Origin of the sequence: Bifidobacterium sp. ESL0763, assembly GCF_029433395.1 — a bacterium.
Taxonomy (GTDB): domain Bacteria; phylum Actinomycetota; class Actinomycetes; order Actinomycetales; family Bifidobacteriaceae; genus Bifidobacterium.
The window spans coordinates 488723-514422 of sequence record NZ_JAQTHW010000002.1 but is presented as its reverse complement, the minus strand read 5'-3'; the positions used below and the strand labels follow the sequence as shown (position 1 = coordinate 514422).

The 25700-nt window shown below is 64.2% G+C and carries 17 protein-coding genes, 2 tRNA genes and 1 pseudogene; 10 read left to right on the top strand and 10 right to left on the bottom strand.

The window, feature by feature from the left end; translation table 11 throughout:
- Window positions 1–10: 10 nt before the first annotated feature.
- The 3 genes from rpsG to PT282_RS02985 form a co-directional block, all read right to left on the bottom strand.
- Window positions 11–481, bottom strand: a complete 471-nt coding sequence (gene rpsG / locus PT282_RS02995) for a 30S ribosomal protein S7 (RefSeq protein ID WP_277168093.1) — start codon at window positions 479–481, stop codon at window positions 11–13.
- A 5-nt stretch (window positions 482–486) separates the two neighbouring features.
- Entirely contained in the window at window positions 487–858 is a 372-nt protein-coding gene (gene rpsL, locus PT282_RS02990; protein WP_004269067.1) for a 30S ribosomal protein S12, read from the bottom strand.
- A gap of 480 nt (window positions 859–1338) precedes the next feature.
- Entirely contained in the window at window positions 1339–2352 is a 1014-nt protein-coding gene (locus tag PT282_RS02985) for an adenosine deaminase (protein ID WP_277168092.1), read from the bottom strand.
- A 291-nt stretch (window positions 2353–2643) separates the two neighbouring features.
- Here PT282_RS02985 and PT282_RS02980 point away from each other — a divergent pair, with 291 nt between their 5' ends.
- The 5 genes from PT282_RS02980 to PT282_RS02960 all read left to right on the top strand — a co-directional run bounded on the left by PT282_RS02980 (window position 2644) and on the right by PT282_RS02960 (window position 9267).
- Window positions 2644–4020 carry an NCS2 family permease gene (locus PT282_RS02980; RefSeq protein ID WP_277168091.1) on the top strand — a complete coding sequence of 459 codons (1377 nt, stop codon included), beginning with the start codon at window positions 2644–2646 and terminating at the stop codon, window positions 4018–4020.
- Between the two features lie 234 nt (window positions 4021–4254).
- Complete coding sequence (locus tag PT282_RS02975; protein ID WP_277168090.1) at window positions 4255–6039, top strand: adenine deaminase C-terminal domain-containing protein; 1785 nt, start codon at window positions 4255–4257, stop codon at window positions 6037–6039.
- Between the two features lie 378 nt (window positions 6040–6417).
- Window positions 6418–6493, top strand: a tRNA-His gene (locus PT282_RS02970).
- A gap of 573 nt (window positions 6494–7066) precedes the next feature.
- A complete protein-coding gene (locus PT282_RS02965) occupies window positions 7067–7957 on the top strand; it encodes a formate/nitrite transporter family protein (RefSeq protein ID WP_277168089.1) in 891 nt (296 codons plus the stop codon).
- A gap of 284 nt (window positions 7958–8241) precedes the next feature.
- Window positions 8242–9267 (top strand): low specificity L-threonine aldolase, encoded by a 1026-nt coding sequence (locus PT282_RS02960; RefSeq protein WP_277168088.1) that lies wholly within the window; start codon window positions 8242–8244, stop codon window positions 9265–9267.
- 199 nt (window positions 9268–9466) lie between these two features.
- Here PT282_RS02960 and PT282_RS02955 read toward each other — a convergent pair whose 3' ends face one another.
- Both PT282_RS02955 and PT282_RS02950 read right to left on the bottom strand, forming a co-directional pair.
- Window positions 9467–10825: a glycosyltransferase gene (locus tag PT282_RS02955; RefSeq protein ID WP_277168087.1), complete on the bottom strand. Its 1359-nt coding sequence runs from the start codon at window positions 10823–10825 to the stop codon at window positions 9467–9469.
- Window positions 10826–10939: 114 nt separating this feature from the next.
- Complete coding sequence (locus PT282_RS02950; RefSeq protein ID WP_374114133.1) at window positions 10940–13189, bottom strand: LTA synthase family protein; 2250 nt, start codon at window positions 13187–13189, stop codon at window positions 10940–10942.
- 221 nt (window positions 13190–13410) lie between these two features.
- Between PT282_RS02950 and PT282_RS02945 the strand changes: the two genes are divergently transcribed.
- Both PT282_RS02945 and PT282_RS02940 read left to right on the top strand, forming a co-directional pair.
- Window positions 13411–14808 (top strand): alpha/beta hydrolase-fold protein, encoded by a 1398-nt coding sequence (locus PT282_RS02945; RefSeq protein WP_277168086.1) that lies wholly within the window; start codon window positions 13411–13413, stop codon window positions 14806–14808.
- A gap of 46 nt (window positions 14809–14854) precedes the next feature.
- Window positions 14855–18019 carry a bifunctional lysylphosphatidylglycerol flippase/synthetase MprF gene (locus tag PT282_RS02940; protein WP_277168085.1) on the top strand — a complete coding sequence of 1055 codons (3165 nt, stop codon included), beginning with the start codon at window positions 14855–14857 and terminating at the stop codon, window positions 18017–18019.
- A gap of 112 nt (window positions 18020–18131) precedes the next feature.
- Here the strand turns inward: PT282_RS02940 and PT282_RS02935 are convergent, their stop codons facing one another.
- The 3 genes from PT282_RS02935 to PT282_RS02925 all read right to left on the bottom strand — a co-directional run bounded on the left by PT282_RS02935 (window position 18132) and on the right by PT282_RS02925 (window position 19281).
- A complete protein-coding gene (locus PT282_RS02935) occupies window positions 18132–18542 on the bottom strand; it encodes a Fur family transcriptional regulator (protein ID WP_277168084.1) in 411 nt (136 codons plus the stop codon).
- A 278-nt stretch (window positions 18543–18820) separates the two neighbouring features.
- Complete coding sequence (locus PT282_RS02930) at window positions 18821–19129, bottom strand: YhbY family RNA-binding protein (protein WP_277168083.1); 309 nt, start codon at window positions 19127–19129, stop codon at window positions 18821–18823.
- A 78-nt stretch (window positions 19130–19207) separates the two neighbouring features.
- Window positions 19208–19281: transfer RNA gene (locus tag PT282_RS02925), tRNA-Arg, on the bottom strand.
- A 222-nt stretch (window positions 19282–19503) separates the two neighbouring features.
- Here PT282_RS02925 and PT282_RS02920 point away from each other — a divergent pair.
- From PT282_RS02920 to PT282_RS02910, 3 genes and pseudogenes are all read left to right on the top strand, one after another.
- A pseudogene (locus PT282_RS02920) lies at window positions 19504–19700 on the top strand (type II toxin-antitoxin system HicA family toxin).
- Complete coding sequence (locus PT282_RS02915; RefSeq protein WP_277168082.1) at window positions 19697–20113, top strand: type II toxin-antitoxin system HicB family antitoxin; 417 nt, start codon at window positions 19697–19699, stop codon at window positions 20111–20113. Before PT282_RS02920 ends, PT282_RS02915 begins: the two are co-directional and overlap by 4 nt.
- 188 nt (window positions 20114–20301) lie before the next feature.
- Window positions 20302–21561 carry an ATP-binding protein gene (locus tag PT282_RS02910; RefSeq protein ID WP_277168081.1) on the top strand — a complete coding sequence of 420 codons (1260 nt, stop codon included), beginning with the start codon at window positions 20302–20304 and terminating at the stop codon, window positions 21559–21561.
- An 81-nt stretch (window positions 21562–21642) separates the two neighbouring features.
- On the opposite strand, the gene PT282_RS02905 is transcribed toward PT282_RS02910, so the two are convergent.
- Together PT282_RS02905 and dnaG are read right to left on the bottom strand one after the other, a co-directional pair.
- Window positions 21643–22839 (bottom strand): SLC13 family permease, encoded by a 1197-nt coding sequence (locus PT282_RS02905; RefSeq protein ID WP_277168080.1) that lies wholly within the window; start codon window positions 22837–22839, stop codon window positions 21643–21645.
- 634 nt (window positions 22840–23473) lie between these two features.
- Window positions 23474–25630 carry a DNA primase gene (dnaG, locus tag PT282_RS02900; RefSeq protein WP_277168079.1) on the bottom strand — a complete coding sequence of 719 codons (2157 nt, stop codon included), beginning with the start codon at window positions 25628–25630 and terminating at the stop codon, window positions 23474–23476.
- Between the last annotated feature and the right edge of the window lie 70 nt (window positions 25631–25700).

The window sequence follows — 25700 nt, the reverse complement described above, 5'->3', positions numbered from 1 at the left end:
GTCTCTTCGATTACCAGCGATAGTGGGCGAAGGCCTTGTTGGCCTCGGCCATCTTGTGCGTGTCCTCGCGACGCTTCACGGAAGCGCCGAGGCCGTTGGAGGCGTCGAGGATCTCGTTGGCGAGACGCTCGGCCATGGTCTTCTCGCGACGCTTGCGGGAGAAGTCCGTCAGCCAGCGAAGGCTCAGGGCGTTGGCGCGGTTGGGCTTGACCTCGACCGGGACCTGGTAGGTCGCGCCGCCGACACGGCGGGAGCGGACCTCGAGGGACGGACGGATGTTGTCGAGCGCGCGCTTGAGCACGGAGACGGGCTCCTGGTCGGTCTTGGCCTTGACCATATCGAGCGCGGAGTAGACGATGTCCTCGGCGATGGCCTTCTTGCCATCGAGCAGGATCTTGTTGATGAGCTGTGCCACCACGGTCGAGCCGTAGATGGGATCGGGCAGCAGCTGGTGCTTCTTGGAGGGTCCTTTACGTGACATATCTCTTACTTCGCCTTCTTTGCGCCGTACAGGGAACGCCCCTGCTTGCGGTCCTTGACACCCTGGGTATCGAGCGCGCCGCGCACGATGTGGTAACGCACACCAGGAAGATCCTTGACACGGCCACCGCGCACGAGCACGATGGAGTGCTCCTGCAGGTTGTGGCCCTCGCCCGGGATGTAGGCGGTGACTTCGATGCCGGAGCTCAGGCGCACACGGGCGACCTTACGCAACGCGGAATTCGGCTTCTTCGGGGTGGTGGTGTACACACGGGTGCACACGCCACGACGCAGCGGGCTTCCCTTGAGGGCCAAAGTCTTCGACTTCTTCGGCTTGGCCTTACGTCCTTTACGGACGAGTTGTTCTATAGTAGGCAACTTCGATTCTCCGATTCGTTAACCATTGTTTCCTCTGTGGAGCCGCCACACCGCGGCATCCGGCGAACGAATCGCTTGGAAAGCCACTGCCCACCGGCCCGATGGCCCGTCGCTCTCCTGCTGCCGTATCACTACGCGCAATCTTGCGAGTTCCGGGATATCCCAATCGCCCACGCCTATCACATAAGGCATGCCATTGGCACACACATTGCTCAACTATACCAGAACCCCGGACAACTGGCCGGGCCGGACGGACGAACCGACGTTGGTTCGCCTTCCGGGGAATTCCCGACAAGGCAAGTGGGTGCCCCGGGCCTCAAGTGGGTGCCGCGCGACGGCCTTCCGGCCCGCAACCGCCGGCATGCGGCGATCGGTCGCGGAGGTGGCATCCACTTGAGCCCCGAGGCACCCACTCAACGGAATCCGACATCAAATCCACGCGGATCCGATGATGTCAGGTGATGCCTGACGCCCGGCGCCTCAGTGCTTGGCGACGTAGGCGTCGATCTGGGCCTGGTAGAGCGCCTTCTTCTCGTCGCTGATCCACGAGGCCTCGAAGGAGTTGCGGGCCAGCTGGACGACCTGCTCGCGCGTGAGCTTGTATTCCTTGGCCAGGGCGCGGTAGTTGTCGTTGACATAGCCGCCGAAGTAGGCGGGGTCGTCGGAGTTGATGCAGACCTTGACGCCCTTGCCCAGCAGCTCGACGATCTCGTCGCCCTTCATCACGGGGCTCACGAAGGAGTTGGAGAGCGGGCAGCAGGTCATGCCGATGCCGTTCTTGGCCACGAAGTCGACCAGGTCCGGGTCCTCGACGATGTTGGTGCCGTGGTCGAGGCGCTCCACGCCCATGATCTCGAGGGCCTGGCGGATGTGCTCGATGGAGTCCTTCTGGTCGATGTCGCAGTGGGCGGTCAGATGCAGGCCGGCCGCGGCGGCGTCCTCGTACTGGCGGGCGAACTTGAGCGGCGGGTTGTTGTGCTCGTCGGAGTCGAGGCCGATGCCGAGGATCCAGTCCTTGTAGGGCATGGCCTCGATCAGGGTCTTGCGGGCCGACTCCTTGGAGAAGTCGCGCAGGAAGCACATGATCAGTTCGGCGTCGACGTCGAGCGCGCGGGCGTCGACCACGGCGCGGCGCAGGCCCTTGATGACGGTGTCGAAGGCGATGCCGCGGCTGGTATGGGCCTGGGGGTCGAAGAAGATCTCGACGTGGCGGATGTTGTTGGCGGCGGCGCGGCGCAGGTAGTCGAAGGCCAGGTCGTAGAAGTCCTGCTCATGCTGCAGCACGTTCATGGCCGGGTAGTAGACGGCGAGGAACGAGGCCAGGTCGTCGTACTGGTAGCTCTTGCGCACCTCCTCGATGGTGCTCTGGCCGATGTCGACGTGGTTGCGCTTGGCGAGCCTCAGCTTGAGCTCCGGCTCGAGCGTGCCCTCGATGTGCAGATGGAGCTCGGCCTTGGGCAGACCCTCGATGAACTCGCGTGTCACTTCTGTCATTGTTGCGATACCTTCCGTTGGGAATCGATTGTCACTGCATTTTCCAAACTAGCCGACTCGGAGAACAACTCTCGATCTGGCGATATCGTCGATCGGCGGAGTTCCGCCGGTTTCCACGCCGCGACGCGCCCGAAAGGCGACGACGCCGACAAGACAAATCATCTCACATAGTGGACATCGGTATCGGTTTCCGAGAATTCTGTACGCCATCCGCGCAACAATAATTCCTGTATCCGTCATAATTCCCTATTTCTTCAACCACAGATAGGATCGTCATTGAAAAAGACGAGCATGGACACTACCAACCACTCCCATAACCATATATATTCACAACGGCTCAACGCTCTGCTGGACCGTACCTTCCACCTAGAGGAACAACACACCACCGTCAGGCGCGAGATGCTCGCAGGCCTGACGATTTTTGTTTCCATGGCCTACATCCTCTTCGTCAACCCCAGCATCCTCGGCGAGTCCGGCATGGACAAGGGGGCCGTGTTCACCGCCACGGCGCTCTCGGCGGTGCTCGGCTGCGTGCTCATGGCGTTCCTGGCCAACTACCCCATCGCCATCGCGCCGGGCCTGGGCGACAACGCCTTCTTCTCCTACTCGGTGGTCATCGGCATGGGCATCCCCTGGGAGAAGGCCATGGCCGGCGTCTTCGTGGCCGCCATCATCTTCACCCTGCTCTCGATCTTCAAGATCCGCGAGAAGATCGTCGACGCCATCCCCGAGGACCTCAAGCTCGCAATGGCCGCGGGCATCGGCATCTACATCGCCTTCGTCGGCCTGCAGGAAGGCGGCCTGGTGGTGGGCAACAAGTCCTCGCTGGTCTCCATCGGCTCGTTCACCACGCCGACCACGTGGCTGACCATCTTCGGCATCTTCGTCATCGGCATCCTCATGGCCCGCAAGATCCCCGGCTCCATCTTCATCGGCCTGGTCGCCACCACCGTGCTCGGCCTGGTCACCGGCCTGATCAAGCCGCCCAGCGCCATCATCTCGCTGGCGCCGAGCATGAAGCCCACCTTCGGCGCGGGCGTGATGAACCTGCCCGCCGTCACCGACCCGCAGATGTGGGCCGTGACACTCATATTCCTGCTCGTCGCGTTCTTCGACACCACCGGCACGCTCATCGGCCTGGCCCAGCAGGCCGGCATCATGAAGAACAACAAGATGCCGCGCATCGGCCGCGCCCTGATGGCCGACTCGATCTCGATGCTCACCGGTTCGGTGATGGGCACCACCGCCACCTCGGCCTACGTCGAGTCCTCCGCGGGCATCGCCATCGGCGGGCGCACCGGCCTGACCGCGCTGACCACGGGCGGCCTGTTCGTCCTGAGCCTGTTCTTCTCGCCGCTGCTGACGGTGGTGACCGACCAGGTGACGGCACCCGCGCTGATCGTGGTGGGCGTGCTGATGGCCTCGGCGCTCAAGCAGATCGACTGGGCCTCCTTCGAGACGGCCATGCCGGCCTTCCTGGTGATCGTCGGCATGCCGCTGACCTACAATATCTCCTACGGCATCGCCTTCGGGTTCCTCACCTACCCGATCATGATGACCGCGGCCGGCAGGCGCAAGGAGATCAACCCGATGATGTGGGTGATGATGGTGGTCTTCATACTCCTGCTCTACATCCTGACCATCGTGCCGGGAGGCAACATCGCATAGCCCCATGGCCGCCAACCACACCGCGTGGTTGGCGGCCATAAACTTTTCCACACTTTCCAGCGTTCCAAGCCCTTTGAAAGGAGGCGGCGTCTCAAAAACAGCAGCAGCACACAGGATCCTTGCACACCAACCATCCCCGAAGAAGCCAGAGCCCCGGCCCCGCACATCGTGACGGATACCCGGACCGGAGCGACGGCGCAAACCAAGCGAACACACAAAAGAGGAAACGCAAGCATGACAACCGTTGAGCAATTGGGAGAATACATCGACGCGGGCGCCGCGAAGACGCCGGCTGACCTGGTGATCGAGCACGGCACGCTGGTCAACGTGGACACCGGAGAATACTATCCGGCGGACGTCGCCGTCTGGCACGAGCGCATCGTGGCCGTCGACCCGGACGTGTCGGCCTATGTCGGCCCCGATACCAGACACATCGACGCGACCGGCAAGTACCTGGCGCCGGGCCTGATCGACGGGCACATCCACGTCGAGTGCAGCAAGCTGAGCATGACCCGCTTCGCCCAGGCGGTGGTGCCGCACGGCACGACGAGCATCGTCTCCGGACTCGACGAGTACATCTCGGCGATGGGCCTCGACGGGCTCGACGAGATCTTCAGGGAGATCGACGGCATCCCGCTCAAGGTCTTCTGGGGCCTGCCCTACAAGACCCCCTACACCATCCCGGAGTCGACCATCAGCTACAACGTCAAGGGCGCCGACCACGAGCGCTGGCAGCCCGACGAGCGCTGCTACGGGGTGTGGGAGACGGTGCGCGAGTCCGTCGCCCTCAAGGACCCCGACACCCTGAAGGCCATCAGCATGGCCCAGCGCATGCACAAGCCGATCTTCGGCTGCTCGCCCATGGCGCGCGGCGTGGGGCTCAACCAGTTTCTGATGAGCGGCGTGCACATCGACCACGAGAGCTACGGCCACGAGGAGTTCCTGGAGAAGGCGCGCAAGGGCGTGCACGTGGTCATCCGCGAGTCCTCGGTGACCAAGTTCCTTTCCGAGAACATCAAGGCCATCACCGAGCACGCGCCCGGCATGGCCCGCCACACCAGCTTCTGCACCGACGACGTCAACGCACGCGACGTGCTGGACCACGGCCACCTCGACCACATGGTGCGCCTGGCCATCAACGCAGGCGTCTCGCCCATGACCGCCATCCAGATGGGCTCCATCAACGGCGCGGAGGCCTACCACATCGACGACCGCGTCGGATCGATCGCTCCGGGCAAGGACGCCGACATCCTGCTGGTCGACCAGCCCGGCACCTTCAACGTCGAGACCGTCATCAGCAAGGGCCAGGTCGTCACGCTTCAGGGCAAGGAAGTCGCGGACTTCGAGCCGCCGGAGCGCAGCGCGGGCCTCAAGGGCGCCCTGCGCCACGAGCCGATGGCCGCCGGTGACTTCGAATACCACGTCAAGGCGGGCGAGGGCACGGCGACAGTGGCCACGATCCACAGCGTCGGGCCGTTCGTGCGCAAGCGCAAGGACGTCACGTTGCCGGTCAGCGACGGCACGGTGCTGCCCAGCGTCGAGAAGGACACCGCGCTGGTCTCGGTGATCGAGCGCTACGGCGTCAACGGCAACCACGCCCGCGGCTTCATCTCGGGCTGGGGCATCAAGCACGGCGCGATCGCCACCTCGGTCTCCCCCGACGACAACAACCTCGTGGTCGCCGGCATGAGCACCGATGACATGGCGCTGGCGGCCAACACGCTGATCGAATGCGGAGGCGGCCAGGTGGTCGTCGCCGACGGCGAGGTGAAGGCGCTGCTCAAGCTGCCCATCGGCAGCATCACCACCGACGCCACGCCCCAGGAGCTGGCGGCCAAGGAGATCGAGCTGAAGACGGCGGCGGAGGCGCTGGGCAGCCAGCTGCCCGACCCGCTCTTCTACCTCTCCTTCCTGCCGATCACCTCGATCCCGGACCTGGCGATCACCGACGGCGGCAACGTGGACTACACCAAGCTGCGCTACTTCGACCCGATCGTCGCCATCGACGAGGCCAAGTGACAACGAGATAAGTAATAAGGTATGGGCCGACCGGTAGGTCCGGCCCGCCGAACGCCGACGCGGACCGCATCGCGCGTTCCCGTACGCTTGTTCAGCAGGCGTGCGAGGGCGTGGTGCGGTCCGCGTTCCGCATTGGTCGTCGGCGTGGCGATATCGGCGACCATAATATTGACTCCGGCACAGGGCCAGACATCCGGTACGGATAGCCTGCGCCGATCTCCGGTTCCACCTCGGTATCGGTGCGAGAACCGGCCTCTTCGGCGCTCCCCTGCCGAATTGCGACGCGCCGAACGCACAAGGTCCTCGGAATCATGTATAGTGTCTATCTGTTGCGTAAAGCCCGACTCCCTTTGGGAATCGACCGATCGCCACTGCATGGTGGATATAGCTCAGCAGGTAGAGCATCTGATTGTGGTTCAGAAGGTCGCGCGTTCGAACCGCGTTATCCACCCCATCAATCCTCGGAATCATATGGTTCCGGGGATTTTTTCGTTTCTCCGCTGCAGGCGTGCCGGCAACGATGGGCAACACCCGCATACATGACCCACTCACCCGCCAACGGCACGCAGCGCACTCCGGGCCTCACCGGCAAGTGCCTCGCTCTCCGCTCCGCCGACTGCGTCCACAACCTCGTCGGGCCTTCCCGGCCACAGTCACGCATACGCCTTCGGGACGATCGTGGCGCACGCGTGCCCGAGCCGGTTCCGGAACGTCTTCACGCCATCGTCGACCACAGTGACGGCGCACGAACCGTCACCACACTCCAATACTTTTCCGTCATATGGATTCAGGCACGTCCATTCTTCTGGACAATTTTGTGACATTCGTCACTTTTGCAATGTGGTCTTGCTTACGAAACGCCGTTTTTGAGACGGAAACACGTCATACCTAGTTCCATAATGAGGTACGTGGCCACGAAACATGATAACCGTGGCGTCTGCTGATGAATGATTGACGAATCTCAACACCCCGGCATACAGAAAAACAGATAACAGATAAATAAAAAGCAAGAAGAGACAGAACAAGCATGACCGAACAATCCCAACCCATCGTCGACCCCGAACTCGCAGCTGCGAAGGAGGCCGAAAAGACCAAGCCCCTCTTCCCGGGCCGCGCGTTCATCTCCACCGTGCTCGACGCGCTTGACAGCAAGGAGACCATGACCGGCAGGATGATCGGCCGCTACATCCAGCGCGCCGCCATGGCCGGCATTCTCGTGGGCGTCTTCTTCGCGGCCTTCTGGGTCATCATGGGTGCCACCTCCAAGGCCGACCCGGGCCTGGCGGTGGCCGGCAAGGTGATAGCGGGCATCACCTTCGGCTGGGCCCTGGTGCTCATCTATTACACCAACTCCGAGCTGCTGACCTCCAACATGATGGTCGTGAGCATCGGCGCCTACCATAAGCGCATCGGCTGGGGCGAATCGCTGAAGCTGCTGAGCCTGTGCCTGCTGGGCAACCTGCTCGGCGCCCTGGTGGTGGCCGTCATCCTGCGTTTCTCCTCCATCATCTCCGGACCCTCCCTCGACGCGATGCTCGCCGCCGCGAACACCAAGCTCGCCTACCTCGACTCCGGCTTCGGTGTGGCCGACCTCTTCGTGCGCGCGATCTTCTGCAACTTCTGCATCAACATCGCCATGCTCATGGTCTACAACGGCAAGCTCACCAACGACTTCACCAAGTGCTCCATCATGGTCGTGGCGGTCTTCGTCTTCACCTTCTGTGGCTTCGAGCACTCCGTGGCCGACTCTGCGATGTTCCTCATCCTCGGCATGCACGGGGTAATCAACGCGGGCAAGGCCGTGCTGGTGATCGTCGTGGCCATCCTCGGCAACATCGTGGGCGGCGGCATCCTCATCGGCCTCAACTTCGCGACGATGAACGACGAGCGCGGCATCACCGCCGGCGCCAGGCGCTGAGCTTCGTACCCCCCCCTACCCCGCGTTCCTTAGCGTTCCCGAACGTTCCCGACGTTTCCGAACGCACCAAGCCCTTCCGAGCATTGCCGGAGGGGCTTTCCCATACCATGCCCTCCCGTATTCCTCCCTATTCCCTCTACCCCCCCATTCCTTGTATCTCGTCGTCCTGCCAGCATCCACGGTTTCCGCTCCCCCTCGCCTGCCATGCGACACGAGGCATGCGCCGGCGCCGGCGTTGGGGCTAGGGTTGAGGCATAGTTCATCGACCATGAGAGTGGAGCATCATGCTGAATTTCGTCAACGATTACTGCGAAGGCGCCCATCCCGCGATTCTGAAGCGGATGGAGGAGACCAATATGGAGCAGCTGCCCGGCTACGGCTCGGACAAATACTGCGATTCCGCCAAGCAGAAGATCCGCGAGGCCTGCGGCTGCCCGGACGCCGACGTGTGGCTGCTGGTGGGCGGCACGCAGACCAACCAGACCGTCATTGACACCATCACCCCCGCCTACGCCGGAGTCGTCGCCGCGAGCAACGGGCACGTCAACGTCCACGAGGCCGGGGCCATCGAGTCCACCGGCCACAAGGTGCTCACGCTGCCCAGCCATGAGGGCAAGATCGATGCGGCGGACCTCGAGCGGTACTGCGAGGACTTCTACGCCGACGGCAACTACACGCACATGGTCTTCCCTGGCTGCGTCTACGTCTCGCACCCCAGCGAGTACGGCACGATGTACACCAAGGCGGAGCTTACGGCCATCGCCGAGGTCGCGCACCGCTACGACATGCCGCTCTTCCTTGACGGCGCGCGCCTGGGATACGGGCTCACCGCCTCCGGCACCGACCTGACGCTCGAGGACATCGCGCGCATCACCGACGTCTTCTACATCGGCGGCACCAAGGTCGGCGCCCTGTTCGGCGAGGCGGTCGTCTTCACCAAGCACAACACGCCCAGCCATTTTCTCACCCAGATCAAGCAGCACGGGGCGCTGCTGGCCAAGGGCTGGCTGCTCGGCCTGCAGTTCGACACGCTCTTCACCGACGGGCTCTACACCAAGATCGCGCGCAACGCCAACGAGAAGGCCGACCAGATTCGCGCCGCGCTCAAGGCCAAGGGCTACCGGCTCGCCTACGAGAACACGACCAACCAGGTCTTCGTGGTGATGGACCAGCCGGCCATCGAGCGGCTCAGGCAGGGCGTCAACATGGACTTCCTGGAGAAGTACGACGACATGCATTCGGTGATGCGTCTGTGCACCAGCTGGGCGACCACGCAGGAGCACGCCGACCAGCTCATCGCACTGCTGTAGCGCCGCCGTTCCTATGGTTCGTGATTTCCATTGTGTCTTTGCCCGAGTTGCAGAGATAATCACACTTATGCCTCTACTTTCGTGATTATCTCTGTAGCCCGACCTCATGTGCAGAGATAATCACACTTTCTGGGCCATTTTCGTGATTATCTCTGTAATCCAGCTGCGAATGCAGAGATAATCACATTCTGCGGCAGCATTACGATTGCAGCAACGACAATAACCGTCGTCCCGGCACTGCAGGCTGCCGCGTCTTCTGCGCATCAGCAATCGCCTCGCGCTCCATTGCCACGAACTGGCGCACGCAGTCCGGCAAACCGTAGCGTTCGCGGGCCTCACGGGCGTATCGCCTGCCCCACTCCGAGCGCTGCGCCGGGTGTTCGATCCACCAGTCGATGCGCCGGGCGAGCGCCCTGGCGTTGCGCGCGGGGAACAGCGAGGCGTCGGTCAGCGAGAACTGACCAGCTGCGGAAAGCGGCGAGTCAGCGATGACCGGCACCAGCCCGGAGGCGATGCCCTCAAGCACGCTCAGCGATTCGATGTCGACGATCGAGGGATGCACCAGCAGGTCGGCCGAGCGCAGCAGATCGGGCATGTCGTCGTTGCGATGGAAGCCGATATGCGCCGGCCCGGGCAGCAGCCTCCTGGCGAGCCGGCGCAGATGGTGCCGCAGCGGACCGGTTCCGCAGATGGTCAGGTCGATCCGATCCGCGTGCCTGCTCAGCGCGACCGCACGGATCAGGGTCTCATGGTCCTTCTCGTGGCTGAGCCGACCGGAGGCGATGATGCGGAAGACGGGGCGCGAGCCACCGGCGTTCCGAGTCGCCGAAAGCATGGCTCGAAGCCCAAGTCTGTTGAAGAACGGGAACTTGGGAGGACGGGACTCACGAACCACCGGTTCGTCGTTATCGGCCTTCCGGCTGGCCTCCTCGCCGGATGCGCCGTCGCCGGGATGGAACCGGCTCGAATACCCGTTGGAGATCACGTGCAGCTTGGCGCCGTAGCCGTGCGCGCGCAGCTGGCTGGCGATCATCTCGCTGGGTGCATGGATGTGGCCGATATGGCGGTAGAGCCAGAAGTCGAAAAGCCGGTAAATCAGCGACGGCACGCCGGGCACGTAGCGCAGCGGCCCCGCCGAATAGGTGACGTTCTCGGGCTGCAGGTGGAAGCCGGCGGTGACCGGAACGCCCATCGAGCGCGCGAGAGCGAGCGCCCGCCTGCCGAATTTGAACGGCATGTAGATATGGACCACGTCGGCACCCTGGAAGGCCCGGCGGAAGACCGCGTCGTCGGGCGCGGCGAACTGCATCTGCTGCTTGGCGGCGAGCCAGGAGACGAACGGCAGGTGATGGACCGCGACCGGATAGTCGGGCGCGCCCACGCCCACCAGCCGGACCCGGTGCCCCTGGCGCCTAAGCTCACGCGCATATTGCAGCGCGGAGTTCGAGGTGCCGTTGCCCCGGTTGCCGACCGAATCGACCACCAGCGCGATGGTCAGCGGCTGTTTGGCCCCGTGAGGTGTCGCGCCAAGTGTGGCGTCACGCTGGAAATCGGGCATGGCTCCCATCTTACGTCACCATCCGACGCGCGGGCCGGCTTTCGCCGGAGCGGAAACAGGCCGGTCTTCCGGCCCATCCCACGCCCCGGCGAATGCTGACGGCGAGGCCACCGCTCACTTGGCGCGCATGAAGTCCGTGTCTTGCAGGTAGCCCTTGCCGGCGGTGATGTCGTACTGGATGAGCTGGTAGTCGTGCATGAGCCGCTTGGTCTTGGCGTCGAAGTCCTTGGCGGCCATCGGATGCCCCTTGGCGTCCAGGTAGATGGGCTGGCCCTCGGGGATGCGGTCCCATCCCTGGATCTTGTTGACCACGGGCGGCTCAATGGCGGAGACCTTGCCGTGCAGGTCGGTGAGGAAGGCGAGGTAGGGGCTCACCTTGGCGTTGTCGTGCTCGGCCGTCTGCGCCATGAAGAAGTTGGGCGAGGAATAGGCCGCGCCCTGGGCCTTGGCGCCCTGCCGGCCGCTGGCCTTGTTGGACCAGATGAAGTAGTCGGTCTCGTGCAGCGCCAGCGAGTTGTCCTGGTCGGCCGAGGCGGTCGAGTAGATGCCGGGCAGGTGGGCGCCGTAGAAGACGACGGTGACGGGCTTGCCCAACGCGTCGAGCTTGGAGAGGAATTTCGTCGTCGCCTTGTCGGTGAGGTTGACTCCCTTGGCGTAGGTGTCGATCGACTCGTTCTCGTCGCTTTTCAGCGGCTTGGAGGGGTCGGAGGAGGTGGCCTTGAACGTGTTGCCGGGGTACCAGCCGTGGTAGGGCATGTGGTTCTGCATGGTGGCCACCTGCACGAACTGGTTCGACTTGGTCTTCGACACCTCGTCGAGCACGCTCTGGTAGGTCGATTGGTCAGAGACGTAGGGCGATTTGCCGAGCTTGCCCTGGTGGGCGATGACATCCGGCGGCTCGAGGGTGTAGAAGTGCGAGATGCCGAACTTCTTGTAGTTCGAAGCGCGCGAGTACATCGACGGCTCGTAGGGGTGGAACGCGACCGAATTCGACTTGTCGCCCCACATCTGGTTGACCGTCGGCGTCCAGCGCTCGCCCGGCACCAGCTGCTGGTAGGGGCTGGTCAGCGACGGGTCGAAGTTGGCCATCGACAGGCCCGTCAGGCTCATGTATTCGAGGTTCGCGGTGCCGCCGCCGTAGCCCGAAGAGAGCATCAGGCCGCTGGTCGTGCCCTCCTTGACCGAGCGGATGCCGGGCATCGGGTCGTGGTTGACCTTCACGCCGGGCACGCGCGTCGGGTCGGAATAGGATTCGGAGAGCACGAAGATGACGGTACCGTCGTCGAGGTTGGAGGTGCGGGTCCTGTTGATCCGCCTGGCCTCGCCGGCATAGCGCTTGGCGACCTGCCTCATAGTCGCCTCGCTGTAGTCGGCGGGCTCGTCCATCACATGCGGGTTGACCTGGCCCATGAAGGAAACGAGCGGACCGTTGCGCTGGGCGTCGTAGACCGAATCCCACATCGAGGGGATGTCGCCCAGCGCCTTGGCGAAGGAATTGGTGAAGGTGTTGACCCCGCTGACCGAGGCGCCGTAGCCGGCGAAGAGCAGCAGGGGCGCGACGACCAGAAGGATGCGGCTGACCGCGCCGACCGACTTGCCCTGGCGGCCGGACATCGAGAAGACCTTGCCGTGCCGGGCATCGAAGTGGGCCACCGCCCAGAAGAGCGCGACGATGGCGATGATGGCCACCACGGAGACGGCGATCAGCGGCCCGGAGCCGGAGGGGATGAAGCCAATCAGGGAGCCGGCGTTGCCGCTGGAGAGGAAGTCGAAGTCGGAGGGCGAGACGGTCTCGTAGCGCAGGCTGACCTTGAAGTGCTCGACGACCGCGACGAACACGGCCGCGGCCAGCAGCAGCGGGGTGGCCACCCAGAAGCGGTTGAAGAGCATAATCAGCGCCAGGTAAATGAGGCCCAGCAGCAGCATGTTGAGCACGATGACGAAGTTGCCCTTGGTCCACATCTTGGCAACCAGGTCCCACACGCCGTCGAGCGGGCTGGAGAGCTGCACGCGCGTGCTGCCCTGGGTCACGCCCCATTGCAGCATCAGCACGGTGACGAAGTCGAAGAGCACGAAGAGCAGCGCATAGCCCCACGCGGGGATGTGGAAGCGCCGGGGCTCCTTCCCTCGTTCGTCTTCGGCACGTTCCGCGGCCTGGCCGTCGCCGGATTCCCCGGCCACCGCCGAAGCGGAATCGGCCGCCGTACCCTTCATGTCCTTCACGTCCTTTGCGACGTTTGCGTCCTTCACGGCGTCGGCTTCCTTTATAGCGTTCGCATCCTTCATGTCCCCGGCACGATCCTCCGGGAATCCGTCCTGCGTCTCGCGGGTATCACCATCATCTTGCCGCTGCGTCAATTTCATACAACTCGTACCATTTCAATGAGAACAAGGCCGATATCGGCCACGGTCAACCATTACCTCGCTTCGGGCGCCCATTCATCCGCCCCGAGCTCGACTCTCTGAGTCATTCTCATATCTCACCGCGACAAACCTCCTCACGCGGGCCACATCGCGGCGCCGCCGCAGTCGATTACCCAAGTTCGCAGATGACGCATAGAATCAGTGAAGGAAATCACGCTTGGATGGCACAAAGGGACATAATGGACTGGTTCTTCAAGACTCAAATCATCGCCGGATGGCTTCCCAACACCGTGCTCGCGCTCACCGTGATCGGCCTCGCCGCAGTCGTCATCCTCAGGTCAAAGAAGGGGTGGATCAGGCCGCTGCTCGTCCAGATCGGCATCGGCCTGATCGGTTTCGCCGTGGGCGGACTGGTGGTCTGGCTGCTTTCCGACGTCTTCAAGGTCTTCGGCGTGAGCCTGGGCTGGGTGGTGATGACCACGATCGCCATCGGCCTCGGCGTGGCCACCGCCCTGGTGGCGGCCATCGTGCAGTCCAAGGGCGCCAGGCGCGCGGTGGCGGCGGTCACCATCGTCTTCGCGCTGATCTATTGCGGCATCAGCGTCGACAGGATCTACGGCGAATACACCACCGTCGGCTCGCTGTTCGGCGTCCCGCAGTTCTCCAAGCTCGACGAGTCAACCGTGCGCCATGCCTCCATGAGCGTGGACCAGTGGCGCAAGCTCGCCAAACGCGGCCGCCTGCCCTCGATGCCCCGCAAGGGCGAGGTGCATTCGGTGAGAATCGACGCGACCACCTCCGGCTTCGGCGCACGCACCGCCAACGTCTATCTGCCGCCGGCCGCGCTGAGCAAGACTCCTCCGGCGCTGCCCGTCATGGTCGTCCTGGCCGGCCAGCCCGGCAGCCCGGACCGCTATTTCAGCGCCGGACAGCTGGGCGTGATGCTCAACGCCTACGCCGCCAAGCACGACGGCCTGGCGCCCATCGCCGTCTCGCCGGACCAGAACGGCGCGCTGGTGCACAACACGCTGTGCAGCGACACGAAGGTCTATGGCAACGCCGAGACCTACCTCACCCGCGACGTCACCTCTTGGGTGAAGCGCACGCTGCCGGTCGCCAGATCGGCTGACCAGTGGCTCATCGGCGGGTTCTCGCAGGGCGGCACCTGCGCCACGCAGCTCGGCGCCGCATACCCCTCGATCTACGGGCACATCTTCTCGGCCGGCGGCGAGATCGAGCCGACAGACGGCGGCCACAGGAAGACCGTGGACCGTTTCTTCGACGGCAAGGAGAAGGAGTTCGACAAGCACGTGCCCATCAACATCATCAAGGCCCACGCGCCCTCCACGCAGACCTGGTTCTCGGCCGCCGGCCAGTGGGACGGCAAGTCGCAGAAGAACCAGGCGGCCATCTCCAAGGCGGCCATGGACGCCGGCATGTCCACCACCACCGTGGTGGTCAGGTCGACCGGCCACGACTGGCACACCGTCCAGGCCGGCATGGAGGCGCAAATCGACATGTTCGGTACCGAAACGGGGCTGGGCAGGACCCACAAGTCCATCGGCGATTATCCTAGGTTAGAGGTTATCGCCGCGAACACGAACAACGAGAACGACTGACCCACGACTGGCGAGGAACAAGAGATTGACGACCAACGAGAATCCAATGCACAGCAACAGCAAGGCCGAGGGACAGGCGAAGGTCCCGCCGCAACGGAAGGAGCCGGAGACCGGGCAGCCACAACAGGCTCAGGCCCGGCAATCCAGTCAACAACAATCTCAGCGGCCCCAGGCCCGACCGAAGCAGCAAGGGCAGAACATTCCCGAGCACCAGCACACGCAGCAACAGCAGCGCAAGCCGAAGCCCAAGCAAGGCCAGCAATCCGCCGGCAAGAAGACCGACGATAAGAAGACCGACGGCAACAACAACGTCAAACCGGCCAACGGCAACGGCAAGCAGCCCAACGCCGGCCAGCAAGGCAAATCCGGCAAGCAGGGCAAGCAGAAGAAGGCGCGCAAGCCCTCCAGCTGGCAGGTGCTCGGCACGGACGTCGTCCAGTGGATGCACGGCCATCTCTTCTCCATCGCCGTCGCCCTGCTCTTCTTCCTCGCCAACGCCGCCTATTGGTCCATCAACGCGGTGCGGCACCTGCGCATGCCGGGCAACCGGGCGCTGAGCCTCACCGATATCCTGCTGCGCAACCCGCATCCGCACGCCCCCGGCCCACATGACTTCATCCACGAGGCCGACGTGCTGCCCTGGATCGGCCACATCCTACGCTCGGCGGTCCTGGTGCGCAACCCCCTGCTGGTCATCCTCTACACCATAGTGATCCTGGTGTTGCTCTCAGTGGCGCAAAGCCGGCTGGGCGCGCTCAAGACCATCTTCACCTCGCTGTTCAGCTTCGTGGTGGGCGGCACGCTGGGCCTGCTGGTCTGTGTGGCCGTCGACATGGGCATGCACGACTGGCAGCGCCTGGAACGCCTGCCCGTCCTGCTTTCGCCGCTGGCGCTGATCATCGGCTCGCTGATGGCCGTGAGCGCCTACGAATCCGTGCTGTGGAGGCGCCGCATCCTGTTGCTCGGCTACACGTTCATCGGCACGCTGCTGCTCTTCAGCGGCAGTCCGGGTGACTACTGCACCCTCGGCGCGGCGCTGGTCGGCCACGCCACTGGCCTGCTCATGCACGGCCCCATCAAGGACCACCTGCACTGGAGGCGCGGCACCGACTACGAGATCCGCCACCTCTTCGCCTTGGCCCAGCTGGTGCTGGCCATCGGCCCGCTGCTGGCGCTGACCTCCAGCTCGCGCATCGGCCCGCTGACCACGCTCGGCCTGTTCACCTCCTCGGTCTGGAGCGATTCGACGCTGCTCGGCTTCTGCGACGCCAATCCCGCGGCCAAGAGCTGCATCCTGCTGGCCCGCCAGCACCACATCGCCATGGCCGGCCTGTGGCTGCACATGCTGCTGCCCATGGCCGCGCTGGCCATCGTGGCGTGGGGCCTCTCGCACGGCCGCCGGCTCGCCGCCTGGGTGAGCATGGTCCTCAACGGCACGGCCATCGTCTTCGCCACGCTCTATTACATCGTCTTCCCGCTCACCATCACGCCGATGAGCCAGGAGCTCGCCCAGCGCTACAACGTGATGCCCGCCTTCATCACCACGGTGCTGCCGCCGCTGCTGCTCATCATCTTCATGTCGCGTGAGCTCGCCCACTTCTCCATCACGACCGGCAGGCGCCAGGTGGCCGGCGGCATCACCGCCATCCTCGGCATGCTCGTGCTCACCGGCGCCGGCTACATGAGCTACGCGCTGGCCTCCCCCGCCTCCTTCCGCCCGCGTCCGGGCGTCAAGCTGCTGCTGCTCGACATGATGCGGCGCCTGCTGCCCACCGGCTTCGGTGGCAGGAAGACCGCCCTCATCGTCCCGCAGACGATCACCGCCACCTGGGTCAGCGAGGGGCTCACCGTCGTCTTCTGGCTCACCGTGCTCATCGTCTTCGTGCTCTGGTTCCGCGACAAGGTCACCGCCGACGAGCGCGGGCGTGTGCAGGCCGGCGAGCTGATCCGCCGCGGAGGCGAGTCCATGAGCTTCATGACCACGTGGGAGGGCAACCACTACTGGTTCTCCTCCACCGGCCGCACCGGCATCGCCTACCGCGTGCTGCACGGCATCGCGCTGACCGTCACCGGCCCGTTCGGCGACCCCGGCGAATACGTGCAGGCCATGCGCGAGTTCATGCGCTTCTGCGAGAGCAAGGGCTGGTCGCCCTCCTTCTACGCGGTGCACGACGACCAGCGCGAGGAGCTCGAGTCGCTGGGATGGTCGTCCATCCAGGTGGGCACCGAGATGGTGATCGACCCCAACAAGTGGGCCACGCGCGGCAAGAAATGGCAGGACATCCGCACCGCCATCAACAAGGCCAAGCGCGACGGAATCACCGATGTGCTCACCACCTACAACCAGGCGGGCTTCGAGATCGACCAGCAGATCGTGGAGATCTCGGAGCAGTGGGCGCAGCTCAAGGCCCTGCCCGAGATGAAGTTCACGCTCGGCGGCGTCGAGGAGCTGCGCGACGAGCGCGTGGCGCTACTCTACGCCAAGGACTCCGAGGGCAAGGTGCTGGGCGTCACCAGCTGGCTGCCGACCTACCGTGACGGACGCGTGGTGGGCTGGACGCTCGATTTCATGCGCCATCGCACCGACAGCCCCAACGGCACCATGGAGTTCCTCATCGCCCGCATGGCCGAGCGCCTGCGCGACCAGGGCCAGGAGGACCCGGCCGACGCCGTCGACTTCATGAGCCTCTCCGCCGCGCCCCTGGCAGGCATGGGTGTTGGCCGCGACAAGACGAAGACCGGCGCCGAGGCTCAGAAGGATGCGAAATCCAAGCCGGCGGACGAGGCAAAGGCCACAGCGACGCAACACGCACAGGTCGCGCAGGGCACACCAGCCGGACAAGCGAACGCAACAGATGCGGCCAATGCGAACGGTGCTACCGGAGCAACCGGCAAGGCCTCGCAGCAACCGCAGACCGCCGCCTCGTCTTCGACCACGGAGTCCTCCTCGCCCTCGGGAACGGAGATCATCGAGCACGCCCTGCAGATCGTCGCCGACATCCTCGAACCGGCCTACGCCTTCAAGTCGCTGTTCTTCTTCAAGAAGAAGTTCCAGCCCACGCCCGCGCCGATCTACATCTGCTATCCGGATTCGGCGAAGCTCGCCCAGATCGGCATCGCGGTGGTCAACGCCTACGTGCCGGAGCTCAAGCCGGCGCAGGTCGTCGAGATTCTGAAGACCATGACCGCCAATTCCAAGTCGAAGCGCTGAGCCAGCCTTCCGACCAGATATCACCAAAGGGTCGGGCCGAATCATCGTGTCACACGAGATTCAGCCCGACCCCCTCTGTATTCAAGAGATTCCGATCGGATGGAGTCCGCCCTCACCGGCTTTCGGCGTCTCGCTGGCAGTCGGGGCACAGCCCGAAGACCTCGAGGGTGTGGGAGATGACGGTGAAGCCGTGCCTATCGGCGATGGATCGCACCCACTGTTCCGGCGGCTCGATCTCGATGGTCTTGCCGCAATTGGCGCACACGAGGTGATGGTGGTGCTCGCCGTCCTTGCATATGCGGAACATCTGCTGGTCGTTCAGGTGGATGGTGTCGGCCTGGCCGTCGTCGGCGAGCGCGTTGAGCTGGCGGTAGACCGTGGAGAGCCCGATGCCCTGCCCCTCATCACTGAGCCGGCGGTGCAGGTCCTGCGCGGAGACGAAATCCTCACAGCTGGAAAGCGCCTTGAGCACGGCGTCGCGCTGCCAGGTATGCTGGCGACGGCGGCGGCCCGGGCGCGGCATCGCCGCACTCTTCCGTTCCGGTATCGACCCCACTTGCACGAACCTCCCAGCCGGGCATGATGGCGTTCGTCCGGCTTGAAACCGGCGGCCAACGACCATACGCAATCTGTTTGACAGGGGCCAATTATACTCTTCGCCCCTGTTGACGGAACCTCTGAATCAAACGGATTTGAAGCGGCCGCATCTGTCTCGTCACATGCCGGGAGAACCGTGCATCCTTGCGAAACGCCACCGATTGCTCGATGGCGTCGCATGTTCGTTCAAGGCGTTTCGCGCGTTCAGCGCACGAGCTCGATCTTCTCGACGCCCGGCTTCTTCGAAGGCTTGTAGAGCACGAAGCGATGGCCGATGACCTGCACCAGCGCGCCGCCGACCTGGCCGGCCAGGGTCTCCCCGACCTCCTTCTCGTCGACCGGGCAGCTGTCCTGCACCACGCCCTTGAGCAGCTCGTGCGATTCGAGCGTCTCCGAAGCCTGCTTCACCGCGGCGTCGGTGACGCCGTTCTTGCCGATCCACAGCAGCGGCGAGAGCTTGCTCGCGAGCGATTTGAGCTGCTTGATCTGCCGTTTGTTGAGTTTCGTAGCCATATCAGATCCTTGCGTTCCTAAGTTTCCTGCGGTTCCTGCCGCGATTGCGACGGCCGATGCGACCGGCCCACCACCAAGTGACCCCGGCGAGATTCGAACTCGCGACCTACAGATTAGAAGTCAGTTGCTCTATCCAGCTGAGCTACGGGGCCAAACACCAATCAATCATTGTATCAGCACACCGGAATGACCCACCGACGCCCGCGAAAAACCTCGATTGGTTGCCCATATCATCGCGGCATTCGACATGACACCCCAGACTTTCGTCCATGCAAGCAACCATGGGTTCCGTTCATATCCACAATATTCCCTGGGAAATAAAGATTTATCCAGGATTGGTTGACGTATAATGCGTATTATGCGTACCGTCAAGCATGAGATTCCACGAGATAGAGAAACGGCTGCTCGCCGATGGTTGGCGCCTGCACGCGCAAAAGGCAGCCACTGCCAATACACACACCCATTGAAATCCGGGAAAGTGACGGTTCCCAGGCACCCCGAGGACATCAACCCAACCATCGTCAGATCGATATGGAAACAAGCCGGGATAAAGGAAAAGAGAACGAAATGAAGCTCGTCTACCCCATCGTCCTGCTGCCCTATGAGGACCGTTCGGGCGGCTACGCGGTCGAGGTCCCCGACCTCCCCGGCTGCGCCACCGGAGGCGACTCGCTCGCCGAGGCCTTGCTCATGGCGGAGGATGCCGCCAGCGGCTGGGTCCTCGACGAGCTCGAAAACGGCAGGCCAGCCCCAAAAGCGAGCCGCTTGGAAGACATCCATCCCGACGAACCGGATGGTATCGTGAGCCTCATCGCCCTGGACATGGACGCCTACGCCGAGAGATACGGCAGCAAGGCCGTACGCCGCAACGTGACCATCCCGGCGTGGCTCGGCACCTATGCCGACAAGCACCACGTGAGCTATTCGGCGGTGCTGCGTGACGGCCTGGAAAGCATCTATCGAAAGCAACGGCAGGAGGCCTGACCACCGTATTCGAACAATTTCCGGGATTGTGGACTCGACTTCAGCGCTGCGACGAGGAATTCGGCAAATCGCATTTTCGTCGTAATTTCGATAGCAAAAGGCGCCAAACCAGGGCAAAAGCCTAGGGAACACAACGGTTGCGTGTCGTAAAGTGACGGTAAGCTCGAACCATGGACACGGACGAAGGAATGCCCCAGACAGCTGGCAACGACGCTCAACAGGCCGCCGGACCATTGCCGTCCGCATTCCCCTTCGACCATCGGACGAGCGACGTCCGGAACCTGGGCTTCGACTACGCCAGGTCCGCCTTCGCCTCGGCGGGGTTGGACTGGTCACCCGAGCGGCTCGCCGGCCTGCATCTCCACGACGCCGAGGGCCGGGCCACCAACACCGCGCTGCTGCTCAGCGACCAATGCCCCTCCGCCATCAAATGCGCCGTGTTCAGCGGCGACACCAAGGCGGACCTGGCCGAACGGCTGACCATCTCCGGCTCCGTGCTCAACCAGATCGACGCCGCGCCGCTCTTCCTCAACCGCCACAACCCCGAGGACGCCTGGCCGCACGCCGCGCTGCGCGAATCGCTGGTCAACGCCGTGCTGCACCGCGACTACGAGCGCCGCGGCCCCATCCTGATCAGCGTGTTCGATTCCAGCGTCGAGATCGTCTCGCCGGGCGGACTGGTCGACGGCTTCGAGGTCAATGATCTCTTGAACGGGGTCAGCGAGGCGCGCAACCCCTGGCTGGCCGACGTCTTCGAGGCCCTGCACCTGTGCGAGAACTACGGCACCGGCGTGCAGCGCATCCTCGACGCCTATTCACAGAGCCTCGCCAGCCCGCAGCTGAGGGTAGGGCCGGGCTCGGTGGCGATGATCCTGCCCAAGCCGGTGCTCGGCGACGCCTGGCCCAAAGCCGGCATGGACGACGATGGTGAGCTGGCCACCGGCGACGGGACGGAATACGACGGCATAAGCCACGACGGCCACGCGGCACCGGATGACGACGGGGGCAAGGCCAAGCGTTACATCTTCCCGTCCGGCGGCCAGCATCTGTTCACCACCGTGCCCGCGCGGGCACTGGCCGGCAGCCGCGTGCTGAGCGTGGCCTCGCTGCCCTCGCTGGTCCTCTCCGGCGAGAAGGCGTGGCGTTCGATGGGCGGCGAACGTAGCCTGGCCCATACCGGCCCCACGGCGGCCGCCGGCAACCACGAGAATGCCGGAACGGCCAGGCCCGGCGACGACGGGCAGGACGCCAGATACCACATCGACACGCTGGCGGAGATCACCATGCACCTCTTCGCCCGGAAAGGCACCGAGCTGAGCCTGAGGGAGATCGAAAGGCGGCTGGGCACCGACTCGGGCCGAGTGGACGACGTGCTCGCGGGACTCGCCGAGCAGGGACGCCTGCGCGCCACCGACGACCGGGGCACGATCAGGTATTCGCTGCCGTAGAAGAGGACGCAGCAGAAGAAGACGCCGCAGAAGAAGACCAAGGCGCGCCGGATGCTCCGACACGCCTGGCCGGCAAACGCCTCAGTTGATGAAGAAGGACAGTCCGACGAGCACGGCCAGGAACAGCACGTTGACCGTCGTGTAGACCAGCAGGTAGCGGGCCTTGTGCCCCGGGTACTTGCGCACGATCTGCTGGTAGGAGATCAGCGAGGCCATGGAGGCGATCAGCGTGCCGAGGCCGCCCAGGTTCGTGCCGATGATCAGCTCCTTCCACTGGCTGCAGAAGCCGGAGAGCAGGATGGAGGTCGGCACGTTGCTGATCAGCTGGCTGGAGCCGATGGCCACGCCCATCGGATGCTGGTTGACGATGGAGGCCACGAACGCGGAGAACTCCGAGACGCGGCGCATGTTGCCGATGAAGATGAAGAACATCACGAAGGTGAGCGGCAGGCTCCAGTCCACCTTGAGGAAGGCCCTGCGGTCGCAGACCAGGAACGCGGCGAACACCACCAGGCACATCAGCCACAGGGGGATCCAGCCGCCCACGGCGAGGATGCAGACCAGGAAGAGCACCATGTAGACCCAGGCCCTCCAGCCGCCGTGGCCGGCACCGTAGGTGAGCACCTGCACCTCGTCGGGCTTCTTGTCGTCGCCCTGGGGCGCGAAGAGCGACTGCTCGATGTCCTCGCTGTCGATGCTCATGAAGTCGGCCTTGGTGCCGCGCTTGCGGAAGGCGATGAGCACCACGGCGAGCAGCAGCACCGCCGAGAGCAGCGAATAGGGTCCCATGACCTCCAGGAATTCGGCGGTGGGCATCTTGGAGACGGATTTGAGGTAGAGGTTGTGGGCGTTGCCGATGGGCGTGAGCATGCTGCCGGTGTTGGCGGCCACGGTCATCAGGGTGACCACGAGCACGGCCTTGTCCTCCATCTTCGCCATCATCAGCACCGACAGCGCGAAGGGTATGAAGGTGACCAGGGCAACGTCGTTGGTGATGAAGGCCGCGGAGAAGAAGGCCAACGAGACCAGGGTGATCACCAGGGTGCTTTCGCTGGCGACGTGGTGCAGCAGCTTGGTGCCGATGATGTGGAAGACGCCGATGCGCTGGAATCCGCAGACCACGAGCATCAGGCAGACCAGCTGCGAGATGGTGTTCATGTGGATGTAGCCGAGGTACTGGCTATCGGGAGGGATGATGATACAGGAGATGATGGCGAGTACTGTCGCCACCACCAGAATGGTGTCGTTCTTCAGTTCCCTGACGATCCAGCTACGCATCAATCCCCCAGCCAGACCGTCTTTGCGAAGACCACGGTATCGTCACCTGCGTTCACCACAGCAATCCAATCGCTTGACGACAGTCTTTGGAGATATCCCCTAAAGTCATCTTCATTCGTCATCCCTACCCAGGGGGCTGCCGGAACTCCGGTTCCCCGTCGCATGCCTATGGATCCGGTCCGGCCCAGCCGAACGAATCAGCATTTCTTGTCACCTCTTATTGTATGGGTTTTCGGGGAACTTGAGTACACAAACGGGTTCGAAAAGCGACCAAAATTCACATGGGGGCGATACCGAGGGGGCGAAAATCCTAGAAAATACTGGCCGGACCAAATGTGAAAACAGCGACCAAAATCATGAAAAAAATTAAAAGCCGTGTCGTGTCGCAATATCCGGGCAGATGTTCGCAACCGGTGTAGGGACGCCGTTCCCGGCGGTTTCAGCTCCTTGGCGGACCGTGACGCGCCCAGGGATTGCCATTATTCGACGGGCCGTGACATGCCCAAGCTATCGCGGCAGGTCGAAGGCCCGACGGAAGACTGTTACTGGTCCCCCGTCAGACGCCCGTTACCGATCCGTTGAAAGCCCGTCGAATGCCCGCCGCGGCCCGATTGGACGCCTTCCCCGCTCGCGCTCAGGCGCCGGCGTTCTCGTAGACCTGGGCCTGCAGGTCCTTGCGCGCGGTCTCCATGTCGGTGATCTTGCCGAGCAGCGCGATCTTCTCCTCGCCGTCGGGCAGCTGGGCCATCTTGCGCCTGGCCGCGCCGATGCGCCGCATGTAGCCGATGTCGAGCAGACGGGCGGTCAGCTCCGAGGCGTAGCGCCGCTCCTCCGCGCTCGCCGCGCGCAGCCGCATCGACGCCGGACTCTGCGCGTTGGCGCCGGTTCCGGCATCCTGGCCGTTGGGGCCACCGGCCGCCACGTTGCCGTTGACGCCTCCGTCGGCACCATTGACGTTGTTCGCGTTGCCGGTCTCGGCGTCGCCGCCGGAGAGCGGCAGGGGCATCACCGCCAGCTCGTTGATGACCTGCTCGAGCATCGGCCCGGCGGCCTTCGTGAGGTCGTGCATCCACAGGCCCTGCGGCGTATCGCCGTCCGGCAGCCCGCCCGCGGCGGCGATGGCCTGGAACATGGAACGGAAGACGGGCGTCATGAAATCGTCCAGGGTCAGCCGCCCGAAGGCCTGCGGGTCGATGGCGCGCGGGATCTGGATGAGCACCGCCATGAACTGCTGCTCGCAGATGAACACGGAGTCGTCGACGCGGTAGTAGGTCTGCCCGTTGGCGTTCTTGCGCTCCAGGGCCTTCCTGGCCGCGGGGTTGGAGAACTCGTCGCCACGCTGCCCCCGCCTCGCCTCCGGCCCGCTGTTCCAACGTTTCTTGGGCGCGTAGGCGTCGTCGTCGCGCACGTGCAGCTGGCGGCGGGCGCGGTTGACCTCGCGGCGCATGATGTCCAGCTCGATGCCGATGCGCCTGGTGGCCTTGCGGGTGTAGAGGTCGAGCAGGGAACGGTCGCGGATCTGCGCGATCAGCGGGGCGGCGGCCTTCACCGCGCCCATCTGCCCGGTGGCGTAGGAGGTGTCGAAGCGGTCGATGGCCGTGTCGATCACGAAGTCGTAGAGCGGCCGGGCGTGGTCGATCAGCGAGCGCACCGCCTCGTTGCCGCGCTGGATGCGCAGGTCGCAGGGATCGAGGTTGTCGTCCGCGACGGCCACGAAGGTCTGCGAAAGGAAGGCAGAGTCGAGGCCGAAGGCGTGGATGGCGGCCTTCTGCCCCGCCGCGTCGCCGTCGAAGGTGAAGACGATGCGCGAGCTCAGCGACTGGCCCTCCACCTTCAGCGGCCCCACCAGTTGGATGGCTCCCAGCGAGTCGTCGGAGATGAGCCTGCGGATGATCTTGGCGTGCTCCTCGCCGAAGGCGGTGCCGCAGGTGGCCACGGCCGTGTCGATGCCGGCCAGGTGGCAGGCCATCACGTCGGTGTAGCCCTCGACGATGACGGCCTGGCGCTTACGCACGATGCTGGACTTGGCCAGGTCGATGCCGTAGAGCGCCTGCGTCTTGCGGTAGAGCTGGGTGTCGGGCGTGTTGATGTATTTGGCGTTGATGTTGTCGTCATCGTAGAGCTTGCGGGCGCCGAAGCCGAGCGTGCGGCCGGTGGAGTCGCGGATCGGCCAGGTGGCGCGGCCGCGGAAGTAGTCGTAGACGCCGCGCTGGCCCTGACGCGCGAGCCCGGCGTCGAGCATCTCCTGCTGGGTGAATCCCTTGCCGGCCAGGTGACGCACGAGATTGTCCCAGCCGCGCGGGGCGTAGCCACAGCCGAAGCGTTCGCAGTCGGCCTGGCTGAAGTTGCGGCCGCCGAGCAGCTTGCGAGCGGCGAGCGCCTCGCGCGAGAGGATCTGGGAGACGAAATAGCGCTGCGCCTCCTCGTTGGCCTCGAGCAGCCGGGAGCGCTTGGAGCCGTGGTGGCCCTGCTCGCGCCCGTCGCCGGCCTCGTGGTGCAGCTCGATGTGGTAGCGGTCGGCCAGAAGCTCCACGGCCTCGCGGAAGTCGATGTTCTCCTTGTGCTCCACGTAGCCAAACACGTCGCCGCCGAGCCCGCAGCCGAAGCAGTGCCAGACACCCAGCGAGGGACGCACGCTGAAGCTCGGGGTCTTCTCGTCGTGGAAGGGGCACAGGCCCATGAAGGTCCCGGAACCGGACGCCTTGAGCGTCACGGTCGACGACACGATGTCATAGAGGTCCGCGGTGGCGCGCACCTTCTCGATGTCTTGCTTAACGATCATTCCGGCCATAACGTTCCATCTTACTCACAGCCATGGGTTTCGCGGGCGGATATTGTGGACGTCTTCTGGAGGCCGCCCC